This window comes from Micromonospora taraxaci, from assembly GCF_007830095.1.
GTDB classification, from domain to species: Bacteria; Actinomycetota; Actinomycetes; order Mycobacteriales; family Micromonosporaceae; genus Micromonospora; species Micromonospora taraxaci.
Genome location: NZ_VIWZ01000001.1, coordinates 3736685 through 3755018 on the forward strand (window position 1 = coordinate 3736685; position 18334 = coordinate 3755018).

The window sequence follows — 18334 nt, forward strand, 5'->3', positions numbered from 1 at the left end:
GGCAGGCAGCCAATCCGTGGTGCCCGCGCGGCCGAGGTCGCGGACCGCGCTGTGCCGCGGACCGCGCAGTGCGGTGGGCCTGCCGCCCGGTACGCCGTGGCGTCGTGCGGCGGGAACCGGGACGCCGGGAACCCGGGAACAAGGTCGGGGTCGGGCTGGTTGTGGAGGGTGTCGGTGTGACTCAGTGTCCCCGGGCCTCACCTATATTGCCCTCGCGGAATACCGTTCGGCTGGAGCCGCGTCGTGCCACTCGCCGAGAGGCGACCTGCACACCGACACCAGCGCCGCCCCCGGCCCACAACGCCGGGGGCGGCGCTGTCTTGTAAGCCCCACTCGCGAACATGTCTCAACTGGCCTATGTTCATGTGGTCGCTCGCGTGGGAGGGGGTGTCGGGTATGGGGTTGCGGACCTTCATCGAGGGTTGGCCGGTCTACCGGCAGCTCACCGGCATCGATCCGCTGGGCCGGGGCGCGGCGGCGAAGTCGGCCGGGTCCCGCGCGCTCACCGCTCGTACCGAGGACGCCGACAGCGTGGCTCGTTCGATCTGTCCGTACTGCGCTGTGGGTTGTGGGCAGCGGGTGTTCGTCAAGGACGGGCAGGTCAGTCAGATCGAGGGGGACCCGGACAGCCCGATCTCGCGGGGTCGGCTCTGCCCGAAGGGTTCGGCCAGTAAGAGCCTGGTGACCAGCCCGTTGCGGCAGACGAAGGTTCGTTACCGCCGTCCGTACTCGACGCAGTGGGAGGATCTGGAGCTCGACACCGCGCTCGACATGATTGCCGACCGGATGCTCGCGGCCCGCGAGCAGACCTGGGAGGACGTCGACACGCAGGGCCGGCCGCTCAACCGGACGCTGGGGTTCTCCAGCCTGGGTGGGGCGACGCTGGACAACGAGGAGAACTACCTCATCAAGAAGTTGTTCACCGCGATGGGGGCGCTCCAGATCGAGAACCAGGCCCGTATTTGACACTCCGCCACCGTCCCCGGTCTGGGGGCCAGCTTCGGTCGTGGCGGTGCGACGGACTTCCAGCAGGACATCGCCAACGCTGACGTCATCGTCATTCAGGGTTCGAACATGGCCGAGGCGCACCCGGTGGGTTTCCAGTGGGTGATGGAGGCCAAGCGCCGAGGCGCGAAGGTGTTCCACGTCGACCCGCGCTTCACCCGCACCAGCGCTGTCGCTGACACGTACCTGCCGATCCGGGCGGGCACCGACATCGCGCTGCTCGGTGGGGTGGTGCGGTACATCCTGGACAACGAGTTGGACTTTCGGGAGTACGTGCTGTCGTACACCAACGCCGCGACGATCGTCAGCGAGGAGTTCAGCGACACCGAGGACGGCGACGGCTTCTTCTCCGGCTTCGACCCGGAGACCGGCACCTACGTGCAGGACAGCTGGCAGTACGAGGGGCACGAGGATTCGTCGGGCAGTGGGCACACCGCCCAGGAACGGGACAGCGCCTCAGGGCTGACGCACGAGTCGCACGGCGCGCCGGTCGGCGGGCAGACCCGGCGGGACGAGACGTTGCAGCATCCGCGGTGCGTCTACCAGATCCTCAAGCGGCACTTCGCCCGCTACACCCCGGAGATGGTGGAGCGGGTCTGCGGCATCCCGCAGGAGCTGTTCCTGGAGTTGGCCCGGGCGTGGACGGCGAACTCCGGCCGGGAGCGCACCGGCATGCTGATCTATTCGGTGGGGTGGACGCAGCACAGTGTGGGTGTGCAGTACATCCGCACGGGCGCGATCATCCAGTTGTTGCTGGGCAACATGGGTCGCCCGGGTGGCGGGGTGATGGCCCTGCGGGGGCACGCCAGCATCCAGGGGTCGACCGACATCCCGACGTTGTTCAACCTGCTGCCCGGTTACCTGCCGATGCCGCACCACGCCGACCACCCGACCTTCGACGAGTGGGTGGACAGCATCCGGCACCCGGGCCAGAAGGGTTTCTGGGGCAACGCTCGGTCGTTCGCGGCCAGCCTGTTGAAGGCGTACTGGGGTGACGCGGCGACGCCGGAGAACGACTTCTGCTACGGCTACCTACCCCGGCTGACCGGGGACCACGGCACGTACCAGCAGGTGCTCAACATGATCGACGGGAAGGTCAAGGGGTACTTCCTGCTCGGTCAGAACCCGGCGGTCGGTTCGGCGCACGGCCGGGCGCAGCGGCTGGGCATGGCCAACCTGGACTGGTTGGTCGTCCGGGACCTGTTCATGATCGAAAGTGCCACGTTCTGGCAGAACGGCCCCGAGGTGACCACCGGCGAGATCGTGCCGGAGGAGTGCCGCACGGAGGTGTTCTTCCTGCCTGCCGCCTCGCACGTGGAGAAGGAGGGCACGTTCACCCAGACGCAGCGGTTGTTGCAGTGGCGGGAGAAGGCCGTCGAGCCACCAGGCGACGCCCGCTCCGAGCTGTGGTTCTTCTACCACCTCGGCCTCAAGCTGCGGGAGAAGCTGGCCGACTCGGCGCTGCCGCGGGATCGGGCGCTGCTCGACCTCACCTGGGACTACCCGACGCACGGTCCGCGCGCGGAGCCGAGCGCCGAGGCGGTGCTGCGGGAAATCAACGGGTACGACGCGGCGACCGGCCGTCCACTGTCCAGCTTCGCGGAGGCCCGCGCGGACGGTTCCACCGCCGTCGGCTGCTGGATCTACACCGGGGTGTACGCGGACGGCGTCAACCAGGCGGCCCGGCGCAAGTCCCGACACGAACAGGACTGGGTGGCCGCTGAGTGGGGTTGGGCGTGGCCGGCGAACCGGCGCATCCTCTACAACCGTGCCTCCGCCGACCCGGACGGCAACCCGTGGTCTGAGCGCAAGCGTTACGTGTGGTGGGACGCGGAGAAGGGCGAGTGGACCGGCTACGACGTGCCGGACTTCGAGAAGACCAAACCGCCGTCGTACCGGCCGCCTGCCGGCGCGTCCGGGCCTGAGGGCATCGCTGGTGACGACCCGTTCGTCATGCAGGGCGACGGCAAGGGCTGGCTGTACGCGCCGAGCGGTGTCCTGGACGGCCCGCTGCCCACGCACTACGAGCCGGTGGAGTCGCCGGTGCGTAACCCGCTCTACGGGCAGCAGGCCAACCCGACCCGCAAGATGTACGCGCATCCGGTGAACTCGGTGAACCCGAGTCCACCGCAGGAGCACAGTCAGGTGTTCCCGTACGTGTTCACGGTCAGCCGGCTCACCGAGCACCACACCGCCGGCGGGATGAGCCGGACCGTGTCGCCGCTGGCCGAGTTGCAGCCGGAGATGTTCGTCGAGGTGTCCCCGGACCTCGCGACCGAGGCCGGTCTGACGCATCTGGGCTGGGCGCACCTGGTCAGCGGTCGGGCGGTGATCGAGGCGAAGGTGCTGGTGACCGACCGGCTCACCCCGTTGCGGGTGGACGACCGGATCATCCACCAGGTGTGGTTGCCGTACCACTTCGGTTTCGAGGGTCTGGTGACCGGTGACTCGGCCAACGACCTGTTCGGCATCAGCCTGGACCCGAACGTGCTGATCCAGGAGAGCAAGGTCGGCACCTGCGACGTGCGGCCCGGCCGTCGTCCGACCGGCCCGGCGTTGCTGGACCTGGTCGCCGACTACCAGCGGCGCGCCGGGATCACCCCGGGCCATAATGCTCCGGCGGTCACCACCGACGACGAGGGGAAGGAGCGCGGTGCTTCCTGACCCGAACAGCCTGTACGGTCCGCTGGACCCGGCGCCGGACGCGGGTTATGAGAACGCGCCGCCGCGGATGGGGTTCTTCACCGACACGAGTGTCTGCATCGGTTGCAAGGCCTGTGAGGTGGCCTGCAAGGAGTGGAACGGTGTGCCGGAGAGCGGCTTGGACCTGCTCGGGATGTCGTACGACAACACGGGCGCGTTGACCGCGAACTCGTGGCGGCACGTGGCGTTCATCGAGCAGCCCCGCCCGGCCAAGAGTCAGGCACCGCAGGCGGGCGACGTACTCGGGGAGCCGACCACCTCGGGCGCGGGGCCGCAGTTCCTGGGGATGCCGGGTGCGCAGCCGCCGGGTCGGGGCACCGGTGTCGAGGGGCGTACCGATTTCCGGTGGTTGATGATGTCGGACGTCTGCAAGCACTGCACGCACGCGGCGTGTCTGGACGTGTGTCCGACGGGGTCGTTGTTCCGGACGGAGTTCGGGACGGTGGTGGTGCAGGAGGACATCTGCAACGGTTGCGGTTACTGCATTTCGGCGTGTCCGTACGGGGTGATCGATCAGCGTAAGGACGATGGTCGGGCGTGGAAGTGCACGTTGTGCTACGACCGGTTGGGCGCGGGGATGACGCCTGCGTGTGCGCAGGCGTGTCCGACGGAGTCGATCCAGTACGGGCCCCTGGATGAGTTGCGGGAGCGGGCCGCCGCACGGGTGGACACCCTGCACGAACGGGGTGTGCCGGAGGCCCGGCTGTACGGGCACGACCCGAACGACGGCGTCGGCGGTGACGGGGCGTTCTTCCTGCTGCTCGACGAGCCGGAGGTGTACGGGCTGCCACCGGACCCAGTCGTGACCACCCGCGACCTGCCGGCCATGTGGAAACGCGCCGGTCTCGCGGCGCTGGCCATGGCGGCGGCCACCGTCGCCGCGTTCGTCGGAGGTTCCTCGTGAGTTCGCAGCGCCCCGAGGTGGGTGACCTGTTCCGTCGCTTCCGCGACCGGCTGGCCGCCGAAGGTTCCGACCGCCCGGGCTTACCGGCACGGCCGGAGGCCGGGGACGATGACGGACCGGCGGGCACCGCGGTTCACGCCGGCGACCGCCAGCAGGTGACCTCGCCGCCGCAGCGGGGCACCAGTCGGCGGCCGGGCCGCCGACGCGGCGGGCGCGGTGGCGAGGAGCTGCGGGTCCCGGAGGCCGAGTTCACGTCGTACTACGGCCGGCCCATCCTCAAGGGTCCGGTCTGGAAGTGGGACATCGCCGCGTACCTGTTCACCGGTGGCCTGGCGGCCGGGTCGTCGCTGCTCGCGGCCGGTGGGCAGCTCACCGGGCGGCCGGCGTTGCGTCGTGCCGGGCGGGTCACCGCGCTGGCCGCCGTCAGCGCCAGCGCCGTCTTCCTCGTCAAGGACCTGGGCCGGCCGGCCCGCTTCCACCACATGCTGCGCGTGGCCAAGCCGACCTCGCCGATGTCGATGGGCACCTGGATCCTCACCGCGTACGGGCCGGCCGCCGGTGTCGCCGCGATCGCCGAGGTCGCCGGTGTGCTGCCACGCCACGGCCTGCTCGGGCTGGCCGGTAGGGCGTTGCCGTCGGTCGGGCACGCCGCTGGGCTGCTCGCCGCCGGCACCGCGCCCGCGCTGGCCACGTACACCGGGGTGTTGCTGGCCGACACGGCGGTGCCGTCGTGGCACGAGGCGTACCCCGAGTTGCCGGTCATCTTCGCGGGCAGCGCGCTAGCCAGCGGCGCGGGCGTGGGTCTGCTCGCCGCGCCGCCGGCCCAGGCCGGGCCGGCCCGGCGGATGGCGGTGGCCGGCGCGGCCCTGGAGTTGTACGGGGCGCACCGGGTGGAGACCCGTCTCGGTCTGCTCAGCGAGCCCTACCGGCTGGGCCGCCCCGGTCGGCTGCTGCGCGCCGGTCGGCTGCTCACCGCCGGCGGTGTCGCCGGTGCGCTGCTCGCCCGGCGTAGTCGCGTGGTCGGCGGGCTGTCCGGTGTGGCGTTGCTGGCCGCGTCGGTGGCGACGCGGTTCGGCATCTTCTACGGCGGTGTCGCCTCGGCCCGCGACCCCCGGTACACGGTGGTGCCGCAGCGCGAGCGGGTGGAAGCCCGGCGGACCAATGGCGGAACTTCCACCTGACCGGGCGGTCGTGCCCGCGCTGTGATCGAATGTCCGGTGGAGGCGTTCAGGCGGCTGGTGCCCCTCCCGGTCTTCAAAACCGGTGTGGTCCGGGACCCGGGCCAGGCGGGTTCGATTCCCGTCCGTCTCCGCCAAACCAGTGCAGGAGATGACGTCATGGGTGACGGGCCGACGGACCCGCGACGGCAGGTGCCCCGCACCGACACGCTGCTCGCCGATCCTCGGCTGGCCGCCGCCAGCGCGACGCTCGGCCGGGACCGGGTCAAGGCGGTCGTCGCCCGCGCGCAGGAGCGGGTCCGCCGTGGTGAGCTGCGCCCCGACGAGGCACGCGACGCGGCAGTCGCCGCGCTGCCCGCGGCCGGGCCCCGCGTGGTGCTCAACGCGACAGGTGTCGTGCTGCACACCAACCTGGGCCGGGCGCCGCTGTCCGCCGCCGCGGTCGCCGCGGTGGTCGCCGCCGCCGGGCACACCGACGTGGAGCTGGACCTGACCACCGGCCGGCGGGCCCGTCGTGGCCGCGACGCCCTCGACGCGCTGGCGGCCGCCGTGCCCGACGCGGACGCCGCGCACGTGGTCAACAACGGTGCTGCCGCGTTGGTGCTGGCCGCCACCGCGTTGGCCGCCGGCCGGGAGATCGTCGTCAGCCGGGGTGAGCTGGTCGAGATCGGCGACGGGTTCCGGCTGCCCGACCTGCTGGAGAGCACCGGGGCGCGGCTGCGCGAGGTGGGCACGACCAACCGCACCACACTCGCCGACTACGCCGCGGCCCTCGGCCCGCAGACCGGCTTCGTGCTCAAGGTGCACCCGTCGAACTTCCGGGTCACCGGCTTCACCTCGGCGACCCCGGTGCGACAACTGGCCACCCTCGGCGTGCCGGTGGTGGCCGACATCGGCTCCGGTCTGCTCACCGCGGATCCGCTGCTGCCCGACGAACCGGACGCGGCCACCACCCTGCGCGCCGGCGCCGCGCTGGTCACGGCCAGCGGCGACAAGCTGCTCGGCGGCCCGCAGGCGGGCCTGCTGCTCGGTGACGTCGAGCTGGTCGAGAAGCTGCGCCGTCACCCGCTGGCCCGGGCGTTGCGGGTGGACAAGCTCACCCTGGCCGCGCTGGCCGCGACGGTGCACCAGCCGGACACACCGACCCGGGCCGCGCTGCACGCCGACCCCGGTGCGCTGCGCAACCGGGTGGAGCGGCTCCGCGACCGGCTCGGCGCGGACGGCCGCAAGGCGGAGGTGGTGCCGGCCGTCGCGGTGGTCGGTGGTGGCGGAGCACCGGGTGTCGAGCTGGACTCGTGGGCGCTGAGCCTGCCCGAACGGTACGCGGGGCCGCTGCGCACCGGCGAGCAGCCGGTGCTCGGGCGGGTGGTCCGGGGTCGGCTCCTGCTCGACCTGCGGTGCGTGCCCGCCGACGCCGACGAGGCGGTCCGGGCGGCAGTGCTGCGCGTACCCGGGGACGACTGACCGTGTTCGTCGTCGCCACCGCCGGGCACGTCGACCACGGCAAGTCGACACTGGTGCGGGCGTTGACCGGGATGGAACCCGACCGGTGGGCCGAGGAGCGCCGCCGGGGGATGACCATCGACCTCGGCTTCGCCTGGACGACGCTGCCGTCCGGCGGCACTGTCGCCTTCGTCGACGTACCCGGGCACGAGCGGTTCGTGCCGAACATGCTCGCCGGCGTCGGCCCGGTGCCGGCGGCGCTGATCGTGGTGGCCGCCGACGAGGGGTGGATGCCGCAGTCCGCCGAGCACCTGGCCGCGCTCGACGCGCTCGGTGTCGCGTACGGCCTGCTGGCGGTGACCCGCGCGGACCTTGCCGACCCGGGGCCGGCCACGGCTCGCGCCCGGGCCGAGATCGCGGCCACCAGCCTCGGCGCGGTGCCGGCGGTGGCCGTCAGTGGTCTGACCGGCGCGGGCCTACCGGAGCTGCGGGCCGCCCTGGACCGGCTCGCCGCCGGACTGCCCGCGCCGGTGGTCGACGACCCGGTGCGTCTCTGGGTGGACCGCAGCTTCACCGTGCGGGGCAGTGGCACCGTGGTCACCGGCACCCTCGGCGGTGGACGGCTGCGGGTGGGCGACGAGTTGGAGGTGGCCGGGGCCGACGAACCGGTCCGGGTACGCGGCCTGCACTCACTGGGCGAGGCTCGACCGGAGGTGACGGCGGTGGCCCGGGTGGCTGTCAACCTGCGCGGTACACCCCGTGACCGGCTCGGCCGTGGCGACGCGCTGCTCACCCCGGGCCGGTTCCACAGCACCGACCTCGTCGACGTGCGACTCACCGGCGACCCGGCGGCCGACCTGCCGGCCACCCTCACCCTGCACGTCGGGTCGGCGGCGGTGCCGGTACGGGTCCGTCCGCTCGGCCCGGACACCGTACGGCTGCGGTTGGCCCGTCCGTTGCCGCTGTTGGTGGGCGACCGGGCGTTGCTGCGTGACCCGGGCCGCCACCACGTGACAGGTGGGGTACGGGTGCTCGACGTGGCGCCGCCACCGCTGGCCCGCCGGGGTGCCGCCGCCGCCCGCGCGCAGGTCCTGGCCGAGCTGGACGGTCGTCCGGACCTGGCCGGGGAGTTGCGCCGCCGTCGGCTGGTCCGGGCCGGCACGTTGATCCGGATGGGTGTGCCGGTGGATGCGGCCCCGGTGGCCGGTGACTGGTTGGCCGACCCGGCGCACTGGCAGCGGCTCGGCGAGCAGGTGACGGAGGAGGTCGCCCGTTACGCCAAGGAGCACCCGTTGGAACCGGGGATGCCGGTGGACGCGCTGCGCCAGCGTCTCGCCCTGCCCGACCGGGTGCTGGTCGAGGCGCTGGTCCGGCCACCGCTGCGTATCCACGCCGGGCGGGTCGGGACGGCGAGCGTCGACACGTTGCCGGAGCCGGTGGCCCGGGCCGTGCAGCGGGTCCGCGCCGAGTACGGCGACCGTCCGTTCCGCGCCCCCGAGGCGGACCGCCTCGTCGACCTGGGTCTGGGCCCCCGGGAGATCGGCGCCGCGGTACGGGCCGGCGCCCTGCTGCGGCTGGCCGACAACGTGGTGCTGCTGCCCGACGCGCTCGACGGCGCGGTCCGGGTGCTGGCGGGGCTGCCGCAGCCGTTCACGCTCTCCGCGGCCCGCCAGGCGTTGGACACCACCCGGCGGGTGGCGGTGCCCCTGCTGGAGCTGCTGGACCGCCGCGGCGCGACCCGACGACTGCCCGACGACGCCCGGATCGTCGTCACCTGAGCAACCGGCCCCCGGGTCCACTCCGGTCGCCTACGGTGACGCCATGGACCCTTCCGCGGTCTGGCGGGACCGGCAGCACCAGTGGCGGATCGAGGCGTACCGCGCGCCGGACCTGCGCTTCGCCATCTACGCCACCAACGGGCCCACGGAGTCCGTGCCGCTGTGGCTGTTCGGGATGACGGCGTTGGCCCGGTGGCTGATGACCCACTCCATCTCGCTGGACGACCTGGAGGTCGACTGAGCGGGGGCGCGGCCGTAAACCGGACCCGGAGCCGGCCGCGCTGCGGTTGAGTGACCTCAGGCGGCGGACGGGGGTACGCGATGGGTGGCCAGCTCGGGCAGTTGGCGCTGGTGGCCGTCCTCGTGCTGGTCAACGCCGCGCTCTCCGGCAGTGAGATGGCACTGGTGACGTTGCGCGAGGGGCAGTTGCGGCGGTTGGGTCGGCGCAGCCGCTCCGGCGACCGGTTGGTGCAGCTGTCCCGTGACCCGAACCGCTACCTGGCCACCATCCAGCTCGGCATCACCCTGGCGGGTTTCCTCGCGTCGGCGGCGGCCGCGGTGTCGCTGTCCGAGCCGCTGGTCGGCCCGTTGGGTTTCCTCGGCGGCGCGGCGCGTCCCGCCGCGGTGCTGCTGGTGACGGTGCTGTTGACGTTCGTCACGCTGGTGCTCGGCGAGTTGGCCCCGAAGCGGCTGGCGATGCAGCGGGCGGAGCGGTGGGCGCTGCTGAGCGCCGGCCCGCTGGACCTGCTCGCCCGCGTGTCCCGGCCGGCGGTGTGGCTGCTCAGTCGGGCCACCGACGCTGTCGTCCGGCTCGCCGGGGGTGACCCGCGGGCCAACCGGGAGGAGATGACCGAGGAGGAGTTGCGGGAAATGCTGGCCAGCCAGCGCGGGCTGTCCGCCCAGCAGCGGGAGATCCTGACCGGGGCGTTCGACATCGCCGGTCGCACGCTTCGCGAGATCCTGGTGGCCCGGCGGGAGGTGACGACGTTGCCGGCCGACCTCGGCGCGGACGAGGGGGTTCGCCGGCTCGCCGCCGCCGGGCGGTCCCGCGCCCCGGTCACCGGTCCTGGAGGGTTGGACGAGGTGCTAGGCGTGGTGCACATCCGCGACCTGGTACGGGCCGGCGCGGCCCCGGTCGGCGAGCGGGTCCGGTCGCCGCTGCTGCTCCCGGTGACCCTGCCGGTCGCCGACGCGCTGCGGCAGCTCCGGCAGAAACACCAGCAACTGGCCCTGGTGGTCGACGAACACGGCGGCATCGACGGCATGGTCACCATGGAGGACCTGCTGGCCGAGGTGGTCGGCGAGTTGTACGACGAGACCGACCGGGACGTGCACGGCGTCGTCCGGGAACCGGACGGGTCCCTGCTGGTGCCCGGTGACTTCCCCCTGCACGACCTGCCGGACCTGGGGGTGCGGCTGAGTTTCCCGTTGTCCCGCGACTACACGACGGTGGCGGGTCTGGTGCTGGCTCGGCTGCGGCACCTGCCCTGCGAGGCGGGGGAGACGGTGCGCCTGCCCGGGTTGACCCTGGAGGTCGTGGAGGTCGCCGACCGGGCCGTCCGTCGGGTGCGGTTGCGCGGGTTCGTCAGCGATCGCTGACCGTCACCCGACCAGGGGACAAAGGCCTCGAATCTGGATGAAAGTCGGATGAGCCCGGTTACCGTGCGATACGTGAAGGACCGAGGGTTGCGTACGTTCGTCACGGTGCTGGCCGGCCTCGCGGTGATCTACTTCGGTAGCGCCGGCCGCAGCCCCGAGGAGGGCCGTGGCATCTCCGGCGGGGTGGTGGTCCTGGCGCTGCTCGCCGCCCTGCTGGTGTGGCACCTGACCCGCCCGGGAGACAAGACGGTGAAGTGAGTGCTCAGCGGGCGGCGACGCGGGTGACCTCGCCGGCCGACTCCTCGCCGAGCGCCACCCGTACCAGCGCCGAGGCGAGACGGCCGAAGTCCGGTTCGTCGACGAGCCCGGCCAGCCGGTCCGGGGAACCCGGCAGACCCAGCCGCTTCGCCCCGGCCAGGGCCCGACGGTCGGCGTACGGGCGCACGTCCGACCAGACCGTCTGAGCTTCGCGCAGGTAGATGTCCGCACCGGTGGGACCGATGCCGGGGAACTCGGTGAGCCGCCGGCGCAGGCCGACCGGGTCACCCTTGGCCTCGCGGTGCAGCCGTCGCAGGTCACCGTGCCAGCGGTCCAGGCACAGCCGGGCCCCGGTGCCGAGCATGGTGGCTGTCCGCTCGTCGTAACGGCGGTAGTGACCCCGACCCAGCGCGTCGACGCGCTGCTGCCAACTGGCCGCCTCCATCGCCTGGGGCGTGCGGTAGCCCGCCGCGAACAGCTCCCGCGCGGCGTCCACCGCCACGCACGCCCGGATCCGAGTGCTCAGCAGGGTGGTCAGCACCAGCAACTGGTACAGCGGTCCAGGTCGGTCGGAGAGCCGGATCCCGGCCTCCTCCGCGTACGTGCGGCCGCGCCGGTCCAGCAGGACCCGCACCACCGTTCGGTCGTTGCCCACACCGACCGGGTACCCGGTTTGGGACCGGCTAGCCGTCCCGCCGACGCTCCGGGGCCGGAATGCCCCCGGGGCGGACGGGTATGCCGACGGTGGAGGCGGTCGATGCCGCCTGCCGTACCTGGAAGGGAGACACCCCGTGACGAACCCGCAGCAGCAGGAGCTCCGCCGCAACGCGCTGGGCGCGACCAGCCAGGACAACAAGGGCCCCGCCCCGGGCGGACACCCGGCCAACCGTGGCACGTCGCGCGGCGACGCCGGTCGACCGGTGCCCAGGGGGCAGGTGTCGCCGTACGGCCCGGCCGGTGAGCCGGTGGCCGAGGACGACAGCGACACCCGCTGATCAGCGACCGCGACCGGACGGCCGCCGCAACCTGTTCCAGGTGGCGGCGGCCGTCAGTCCGTACGCGAGGTGCGGAACGATGTCGGAGATCCAGTCGGAGCGCCGCCAGGTGCGCGGGTCACTGAGCCCGAGCGCGGTGATCGATCCGTCCGTCATGGTCATCACACCGGCGCCGAGCAGGCCGGTGGCCACCGGCAGTGGTTGACGCCGATCACCGGCGTAGAGCGCGAACGCGACACCCGCGGCGATACCGAGCCCGTAACCGATCAGGGGCCCGAGGCCGGAGCGGCGGTTGGCCCTCCGGTCCCCGGACCCCAGATCCAGGTGGGCGAACCCGGCCAGCTTGTCGACGGTCTCCTGCGGGACATCGCTCTCCGGTCGCCCCCGAAGCGCCATGTCGAGGTAGCTCACCACGTTCAACGCGGTGCTCCCGACGGCGCCCGCGATGGCGCCGTCGGCCACGTCGACCCTTCTCACTTCGGGTCGCCCGGTTCGCGCTCACTCTTCGGCCCGTACGTGCGGTCGCCCCGTACCACGCCTCGTTGGCCGCGATCCTCCTGCAGGATCCGGTTCGCGACCTGGTTGGCCTTGCCGTCGGGCACCCGGCGTCCGGAGTCGTCGATCGCGTTGCGCAACCGCGCCCGCTGCTTGTCGTACGCGTTACTGCCCGGCCGTGGTCCTGGCATCTGCTGCCTCCTTCGTCGGCGGTCTGGGCGTACCGCGGCCGTCTACCCGTCTGCCGGCGGGCCAACCCCGGGTCACTGGGGCGCGCGGACCACGGCGACCGGGCACTGCGCGTGGTGCAGCAGCGACTGGCTCACCGACCCCAGCAGCAACCCGGTCACCTCGCCGCGCCCCTGCCCACCCACCACCACCAGTTGGGCGGCGCGGGACGCGTCGGCGAGCACGCTGCCCGTTCGTCCGCGTACTGCCCGGCAGGTCAGCCGTACCGTCGGGTGGCGCTCGGTCAGCCCGGTCAGCCAGCCGGCGAGCATCCGCTCCTGCTCGCCGTGCAGCTTCGCCTCGTCGTACACCAGGGGTTGCATGTCGCCGGGGCCGCTGCTGCCGGGATGCCGGTAGGCGTGCATCGCCACCAGTGGCACACCGCGGGACACGGCGGTCTCCGCGGCGAAGTCGGCCGCCACGCGGGAGGCCTCCGAGCCGTCCACCGCGGCCAGCACCGGCTCGTCGGGCCGTTGCGCGCCGCGGGCCACCAGCACCGGACAGTCGGCGTACGCGGCGACCTGCACGGCGACCGAGCCGACCACCAGCGCCGAGAAGCCGCCCAGGCCACGGTCACCGAGCACGATGAGCGCGGCGGTGGTGGACTCACCCACCAGCACGGCGGCGGCCTCGCCGTCGATGATCTCACCGGAGATCGACAGCCCGGGCACGGTCGCCTCGGCCTCGGCCACCGCCGCCTTGACCAGTTCCTCGGCCCCGTGGCGTAGCCCACCCCCGGGCGGCGCGCCCGGGGCGGGGGAGACCGGCACGTGCAGCAGCGGCCAGATGAACCCGTGCACGACCCGCAGCGGTCGGTGCCGCCGCGCGGCCTCGGTGGCGGCGAGGCGTACGGCCCGCAGCGCCGGCTCCGAGCCGTCCACGCCGACCACCACCGCAGCGTTGTTCGCCGAGTTCACCGCCCCACCTCCCGCCCGCGGTCAGTATCGCGGGCTCAGACGCCTCCGCGTCGCGATACCGCGGAGCGCGTCGGGGTCGGTACGCTGGCGACGACCGGCCGGGGAGGGGGCGTCGTCGATGGGTGAACCGGACCAGCCGAGCACCGCGCGGATGATCGACTTTTGGCTCGGTGGGGAGCATCACTTCCCGGTCGACGTGGCCGCCGCGAATGCGTTCGAGCAGGCGTACGGGCCGTGCGCGCCGGTGTTCCGGGAGCTGCGGGCGTTCCTGGGCCGGGCGGTGCGGGCGATGGCCGAGCAGGGGGTGGACGGTTTCCTGGTGTTCGGCGCCGGGGTGCCCACGCGGGGCAACGTGCACGAGGTCGTCACCGACGCGACGGTGCTCTACACCGACGTCGACCCGGTCACCATCCGCCTGGGGCAGAGCATCCTCGCCGGCAGCGACCGGGCCGGCTACGGCTTCGGTGACGCGACCGACATCGGCACGATCGACCCGGCACAGTTGCACCGGTTCGTGCCCGGCTGGGGTCGACGGCCGGTCGGGGTGGTCTTCCTGGGCCTCGCCGCGTTCCTCGACGACGAGACGTTGACCCGTACGCTCGACGAGTTGTACTCCGCCGCGGCACCGGGGAGCCTGCTCGCCGTGGACTTCGACACCGAGGAACTGGCGGGTTACCCGCAGGCCCTGGCGATGATGGGCCCGCAGTTCCGGATGCGTCCACCGGAGGCGTTCGCGCCCCTGTTGGGTCGGTGGGCTCCGACGGTGGACGGGATCGTCCCCGTCACCGACTGGCGGCCGGAGGGTTCGCCGGCGCGGGTGCCCGACGCGTTCCACGGCGTGCTCGCGGCCCGGGGCGGCGACTGACCGCGCGGATCCGGCGTCCGGGGGCGTCCGTATGATGCTTGCCCTGTAGCAAGCTTCTCGAGAGGACGACCATGGTGGACGTGCCGGACGTGGTGTCGCGCGCGCTGCGCGACGCCCCGCCCGACCAACTGGCGGAGGCGGCGGACCGGGTGATCCGGTCGACGATGGGTGCGCTGCGCACCGACGTGTTCGTCGCCGACTACCGGATCAGCGGGCTGTGGCCGCTGCTGGATCCGGACCTGCCGGCGGCGGGTTTCCTGGCCTGTCACACCGTGGCACAGCGCTGTTTCAGCAGCCAGCAGCCGGTGCGCGATGGCGAGGGTCCCTGCCGGCTGTACCTGCCGTTGACGGTGTGGGGGGAGCGGCTGGGTGTGCTGTTGATCGAGCTTCCCGACGTACCCGGTCCGGCGGTCACCGGCCGCGCGACGGACGTCGCCGGCGCCCTGGCGGTGGCGATGCGCGCGGCCGACCGGGAGACCGACCGTTACCGGCGGGCGCGCCGCCGCGAGCGACTCACGATGGCCGCCGAGATGCAGTGGGACCTGCTGCCTGGTCGCAGCGTGGCGCACCGGGCGTTCGACCTGGCCGGCCAGCTGGAGCCGGCGTACACCGTGGGTGGTGACCACTTCGACTGGTCCCTGGACGGTGACCGTCTCACGCTGACGGTGCTCAACGGCGAGGGCAACGGTCTGGCCGCGTCGATGCTGACCTCGGTCACCGTCAACGCGATGCGCAACGCGCGTCGGTCCGGCGGCGGGCTGGTGGAGCAGGCCGAGTTGGCCTCGGACACGGTCTTCTACCAACACCGGGGCCAGCGGTATGTGGCCACTCTGCTGCTCGAGGTGGACACTCGCACCGGGCAGGTGCGGGCGGTCGACGCCGGTTCCCCGCACCTGCTGCGGATGCGGGGGTCCGTGGTGGAACAGATCAAGCTGGACCAGCAGCTGCCGTTGGGGATGTTCGCGGAGACCCGCTACGAGCTGCAGGAGTTGCGCCTCGAACCGGGTGACCGTCTCTTCGTGGTCAGCGACGGGGTGTGGGCCGCCGAGCCGCCGGGTCAGGAGCCGTACGGGCAGCGCGTGATGGCGCGTTCCCTGCGCGCCACGCGGTTGCAGCCGGCGGCCGAGGCGGTTGGTACGGTGATGCGCGAGCTGCACGCCTACCACGCGGAGTCCGATCTGCGGGACGACGCCGTCGTGGTCTGTCTGGACTGGCGCGGTCCGCGTGAGCGGGGCAGCGGGTGAGGGCCGCCGCTTCGCCGGGCGGCCAGCAGCGTAACGACGGCAGGGGACATCGGGTGGAGCGACCTGCGGATCTCGCCGCGGCGATCAACGCGGCTGCCGAGACGCTGATCGCCGTGCTCGATTCGGCCGCGTCGCGGCACCAGTTGCCGCCGACCCAGTTGCGGGTGCTGATGCTGATCAGCAACCGGCAGGAGACCAACGTCAACGGGTTGGCCGAGTTGCTGGACGTGGTGCCCTCGTCGGCGAGCCGTCTCTGCGACCGGCTGGAGGCGACCGGGTTGTTGCGCCGGGTGGCCGATCCACGTGACCGTCGCGAGGTGCGGCTGTTGCCGACCCCGGCCGCGCTGACCCTGTTGGAGGAGTTGGCGGAGCGGCGGCAGCGGGCGGTGCAGGCGGTGTTGGATCGGATGCCGACGCGGATGCAACACGATCTGTTGCTGGCGTTGGTCGGGTTCGCCCGGGCGGCGACGCAGCCGGTGCCCGAGCAGCACAACGACCCCGCAGCGCAGACGGCATGAGCGCGGCTCGCCCTCCACTAGTGTCCTAGGACGCTCTACGCGTGGTGATCCACGCCACAGTGCGGCAATGCCGCACCGGATGCCGCGCGGCAGCGCCTCAGGGGCCAGGCGGAAGCCCGATATAGTGACAGCGCACTTACCCGGCCCGCGATCATCGAGATCGCGGGCCGCGTCAGGGGAGGGCCCCGCCCGGGGCCGCAGGGGGAGCCGGCGGTGGTCGGCCCGACAACGCGTACGCCCCTCAGCCACGCCCGACGTCGGCTGGGGGCCCACGTGCCGTGGAGGAGGATCGGTGTCGCGTCGGCCGGCTCGGGCAGAGCAACCGCCGGACACCGGTGACCAGACTCCCGGCAACCAGGTGCTCACCCTGCCCAACCTGATCAGCTTCGGACGGCTGCTGGGCGTACCTCTATTCCTCTACCTCTTCCTGGTCAGGCGGGCCGACGTGGCGGCGATCGTCGTGCTCGCCATCGGCGGCACCACCGACTGGGTCGACGGTTGGATAGCCCGCCGCCTGCGCCAGGTCAGCCGACTCGGCGAACTGCTCGACCCCCTCGCCGACCGGCTCTACATCCTCGCCACCCTGATCGCGTTCACCGCGCGCGAGGTGGTGCCGTGGCAGTTCACCGCGGCGCTGCTGGCCCGCGAGCTGCTCCTGCTCGGCTCCCTGGCGGTGCTGCGCCGCTACGGGTACGGGCCGCCGCCGGTGCACTACGTGGGTAAGACCGCGACGTTCCTGCTCCTCGCGGCCTTCCCGGTGCTGCTGCTGGCGACCGAGTGGAGCGCCGCGGCGACGGCGACCGCCGCGATCGGATGGGGGCTTGCCTGGTGGGGGCTGGTGCTCTACTGGGTGGCCGGCGCGATGTACGTCGTACAGGCGGCCCGGTTGGTGCGCGCGGCCCGCGGCCCGGGAGCGGCGGCGTGAGCGCGCCGCGGCTCGGGAAGCCCGGCCAGGACCGGGTGTACGCGCCGGACTTCCTCACCGAACTGTTCCGCAACCCGTTGGATCCGGGGTACGCGGACGCGGCGGCCGCCCGTCGGCGGTCGGCGGAGTCCGGGCCGGTGCGGGGTTGGCGGGCGCGGTCGTCGCGGACGGTCAGCCTTGTCGTGGTGGTGATGCTCGGCTTCCTGTTCGCGGTCGCGTACCGGCAGACGATGGCCGACGAGCCGGGGCGCAGCCAGGCCCGTTCCGGTCTGGTGACGCAGATCAAGGAGCGAGAGAATCAGACCGACCGGTTGTCGACGCGGGCCGACCAGCTGCGCGAGGAGGTCAGTCGGCAGCGGGACGCGGCGTTGAGCGGGTCGGCGGCGGCCCGGCTGCGCAACCTGGAGGCGAGTACGGGCCTGGGCCGGGTGCGCGGTGACGGTGTGGTGGTGCGGTTGGCGGACGCGCCGGACAACGCGGATGCGGTGACCGGCGCCGGTGCTGGTCCGCCGCGGGTGCTGTACAGCGACCTGCAGGGGGTGGCCAACGCGTTGTGGAGTGCCGGCGCGGAGGCGATCGCCATCAACGGGCAGCGGTTGACGTCGACGTCGACGATCAGGTCGGCGGGTGAGGCGATGTTGGTGGACTTCCGGCCGGTGACCGGGCCGTACGAGGTGTCGGCGATCGGCCCGGGTTCGATGCGGCGCAAGTTTGAGACCAGTCGGAACGCGGCGTTGATGCGGGAGGTCGCGCAGAAGACCGGGTTGTCGTTCGGTGTGCGGGAGTCCGACGACCTCACCCTGCCGGCGGCTGCGGAGCCGCAGCTACGCTACGCCAAGCCGTCGGTCAGTCCGAGCCCTTCCGCGTCGGGTGTCCGGTCCGGCAGTCCCGGGTCGTCCGGTCCGACGACGACAGTTAGCCCCTCCGGAGGTGGCCGATGATCGCGGTGCTGGCGTTGCTCGCCGGTGTGGTGCTCGGTGTGGTGCTTGATCCCGCGGTGCCGGCGGCGTTGCAGCCGTACCTGCCGATCGCGGTGGTGGCCGCGTTGGACGCGGTGTTCGGTGGTGTGCGGGCGCGTTTGGACCGCATCTTCGACGATAAGCAGTTCGTGGTGTCGTTCATTTCGAACGTGCTGGTCGCCGGTCTGATCGTGTATCTGGGCGACCAGTTGGGGGTGGGCGGGCAGTTGTCCACCGGTGTGGTCGTCGTGTTGGGTGTGCGTATCTTCGGCAACGTGGCGGCGATCCGCCGGCACCTGTTCCGGGCGTAGGTTGGTTGC

General features: G+C 72.6%; 19 protein-coding genes and 1 tRNA gene. 16 read left to right on the forward strand and 4 right to left on the reverse strand.

Annotation, left to right across the window (positions count from 1 at the left end):
- The first annotated feature begins 396 nt into the window (after nt 1-396).
- The 9 genes from fdh to FHU34_RS17150 all read left to right on the forward strand — a co-directional run bounded on the left by fdh (nt 397) and on the right by FHU34_RS17150 (nt 10868).
- Nucleotides 397-3669, forward strand: a complete 3273-nt coding sequence (gene fdh, locus FHU34_RS17115; RefSeq protein ID WP_280116488.1) for a formate dehydrogenase — start codon at nt 397-399, stop codon at nt 3667-3669.
- Complete coding sequence (locus FHU34_RS17120; RefSeq protein ID WP_145781700.1) at nt 3617-4612, forward strand: 4Fe-4S dicluster domain-containing protein; 996 nt, start codon at nt 3617-3619, stop codon at nt 4610-4612. The genes fdh and FHU34_RS17120 overlap by 53 nt, the downstream gene beginning before the upstream one ends.
- A complete protein-coding gene (gene nrfD / locus FHU34_RS17125; RefSeq protein WP_145781703.1) occupies nt 4609-5793 on the forward strand; it encodes an NrfD/PsrC family molybdoenzyme membrane anchor subunit in 1185 nt (394 codons plus the stop codon). Before FHU34_RS17120 ends, nrfD begins: the two co-directional genes overlap by 4 nt.
- Nucleotides 5794-5831: 38 nt before the next feature.
- Nucleotides 5832-5927: transfer RNA gene (locus FHU34_RS32985), tRNA-Sec, on the forward strand.
- A gap of 22 nt (nt 5928-5949) precedes the next feature.
- Nucleotides 5950-7254, forward strand: a complete 1305-nt coding sequence (gene selA / locus FHU34_RS17130) for an L-seryl-tRNA(Sec) selenium transferase (protein WP_145781705.1) — start codon at nt 5950-5952, stop codon at nt 7252-7254.
- Nucleotides 7255-7256: 2 nt separating this feature from the next.
- Nucleotides 7257-9011, forward strand: coding sequence for a selenocysteine-specific translation elongation factor (selB, locus tag FHU34_RS17135; RefSeq protein ID WP_145781707.1), 1755 nt, complete (start codon nt 7257-7259; stop codon nt 9009-9011).
- 43 nt (nt 9012-9054) lie between these two features.
- Nucleotides 9055-9252 carry a hypothetical protein gene (locus FHU34_RS17140; RefSeq protein ID WP_145781709.1) on the forward strand — a complete coding sequence of 66 codons (198 nt, stop codon included), beginning with the start codon at nt 9055-9057 and terminating at the stop codon, nt 9250-9252.
- A gap of 80 nt (nt 9253-9332) precedes the next feature.
- A complete protein-coding gene (locus tag FHU34_RS17145) occupies nt 9333-10610 on the forward strand; it encodes a hemolysin family protein (protein WP_145781711.1) in 1278 nt (425 codons plus the stop codon).
- Between the two features lie 72 nt (nt 10611-10682).
- Nucleotides 10683-10868: a hypothetical protein gene (locus tag FHU34_RS17150; protein WP_036410487.1), complete on the forward strand. Its 186-nt coding sequence runs from the start codon at nt 10683-10685 to the stop codon at nt 10866-10868.
- Between the two features lie 4 nt (nt 10869-10872).
- Here FHU34_RS17150 and FHU34_RS17155 read toward each other — a convergent pair whose 3' ends face one another.
- Nucleotides 10873-11523, reverse strand: coding sequence for a hypothetical protein (locus FHU34_RS17155; RefSeq protein ID WP_145781713.1), 651 nt, complete (start codon nt 11521-11523; stop codon nt 10873-10875).
- Between the two features lie 136 nt (nt 11524-11659).
- Here FHU34_RS17155 and FHU34_RS17160 point away from each other — a divergent pair, with 136 nt between their 5' ends.
- The gene (locus FHU34_RS17160; protein ID WP_088989539.1) at nt 11660-11863 is read left to right on the forward strand and encodes a hypothetical protein; all 204 of its coding nucleotides are present in this window, start codon (nt 11660-11662) and stop codon (nt 11861-11863) included.
- Here FHU34_RS17160 and FHU34_RS17165 read toward each other — a convergent pair whose 3' ends face one another.
- The 3 genes from FHU34_RS17165 to FHU34_RS17175 all read right to left on the reverse strand — a co-directional run bounded on the left by FHU34_RS17165 (nt 11864) and on the right by FHU34_RS17175 (nt 13503).
- On the reverse strand, nt 11864-12340 hold the full coding sequence (locus FHU34_RS17165; RefSeq protein WP_145781715.1) for a hypothetical protein: 477 nt from the start codon (nt 12338-12340) through the stop codon (nt 11864-11866).
- Nucleotides 12337-12549, reverse strand: a complete 213-nt coding sequence (locus FHU34_RS17170) for a phosphatidylethanolamine-binding protein (protein WP_088989541.1) — start codon at nt 12547-12549, stop codon at nt 12337-12339. The genes FHU34_RS17165 and FHU34_RS17170 overlap by 4 nt, the downstream gene beginning before the upstream one ends.
- A gap of 72 nt (nt 12550-12621) precedes the next feature.
- Nucleotides 12622-13503 (reverse strand): universal stress protein, encoded by an 882-nt coding sequence (locus FHU34_RS17175; protein ID WP_145781717.1) that lies wholly within the window; start codon nt 13501-13503, stop codon nt 12622-12624.
- Nucleotides 13504-13621: 118 nt separating this feature from the next.
- Here FHU34_RS17175 and FHU34_RS17180 point away from each other — a divergent pair, with 118 nt between their 5' ends.
- The 6 genes from FHU34_RS17180 to FHU34_RS17205 all read left to right on the forward strand — a co-directional run bounded on the left by FHU34_RS17180 (nt 13622) and on the right by FHU34_RS17205 (nt 18325).
- The gene (locus tag FHU34_RS17180) at nt 13622-14368 is read left to right on the forward strand and encodes an SAM-dependent methyltransferase (protein ID WP_145781719.1); all 747 of its coding nucleotides are present in this window, start codon (nt 13622-13624) and stop codon (nt 14366-14368) included.
- 71 nt (nt 14369-14439) lie between these two features.
- The gene (locus FHU34_RS17185; protein WP_145781721.1) at nt 14440-15612 is read left to right on the forward strand and encodes a PP2C family protein-serine/threonine phosphatase; all 1173 of its coding nucleotides are present in this window, start codon (nt 14440-14442) and stop codon (nt 15610-15612) included.
- 53 nt (nt 15613-15665) lie between these two features.
- Nucleotides 15666-16130, forward strand: a complete 465-nt coding sequence (locus FHU34_RS17190; protein WP_145781724.1) for a MarR family transcriptional regulator — start codon at nt 15666-15668, stop codon at nt 16128-16130.
- Nucleotides 16131-16422: 292 nt separating this feature from the next.
- Nucleotides 16423-17055 carry a cardiolipin synthase ClsA gene (gene clsA / locus FHU34_RS17195; RefSeq protein ID WP_145781725.1) on the forward strand — a complete coding sequence of 211 codons (633 nt, stop codon included), beginning with the start codon at nt 16423-16425 and terminating at the stop codon, nt 17053-17055.
- Nucleotides 17052-17996 carry a DUF881 domain-containing protein gene (locus tag FHU34_RS17200; protein WP_244311708.1) on the forward strand — a complete coding sequence of 315 codons (945 nt, stop codon included), beginning with the start codon at nt 17052-17054 and terminating at the stop codon, nt 17994-17996. Before clsA ends, FHU34_RS17200 begins: the two co-directional genes overlap by 4 nt.
- Nucleotides 17993-18325, forward strand: coding sequence for a small basic family protein (locus FHU34_RS17205; RefSeq protein ID WP_088989548.1), 333 nt, complete (start codon nt 17993-17995; stop codon nt 18323-18325). The genes FHU34_RS17200 and FHU34_RS17205 overlap by 4 nt, the downstream gene beginning before the upstream one ends.
- Nucleotides 18326-18334 lie beyond the last annotated feature (9 nt).

Bases quoted from the DNA above. Each gene is read 5' to 3' on its own strand.
- FHU34_RS17145 (WP_145781711.1), top strand. From the start codon at position 9,333: ATGGGTGGCCAGCTCGGGCAGTTGGCGCTGGTGGCCGTCCTCGTGCTG.
- FHU34_RS17205 (WP_088989548.1), top strand. From the start codon at position 17,993: ATGATCGCGGTGCTGGCGTTGCTCGCCGGTGTGGTGCTCGGTGTGGTG.
- FHU34_RS17170 (WP_088989541.1), bottom strand. From the start codon at position 12,549: ATGCCAGGACCACGGCCGGGCAGTAACGCGTACGACAAGCAGCGGGCG.
- selA (WP_145781705.1), top strand. From the start codon at position 5,950: ATGGGTGACGGGCCGACGGACCCGCGACGGCAGGTGCCCCGCACCGAC.
- FHU34_RS17180 (WP_145781719.1), top strand. From the start codon at position 13,622: ATGGGTGAACCGGACCAGCCGAGCACCGCGCGGATGATCGACTTTTGG.
- FHU34_RS17140 (WP_145781709.1), top strand. From the start codon at position 9,055: ATGGACCCTTCCGCGGTCTGGCGGGACCGGCAGCACCAGTGGCGGATC.
- FHU34_RS17185 (WP_145781721.1), top strand. From the start codon at position 14,440: ATGGTGGACGTGCCGGACGTGGTGTCGCGCGCGCTGCGCGACGCCCCG.
- FHU34_RS17120 (WP_145781700.1), top strand. From the start codon at position 3,617: ATGCTCCGGCGGTCACCACCGACGACGAGGGGAAGGAGCGCGGTGCTT.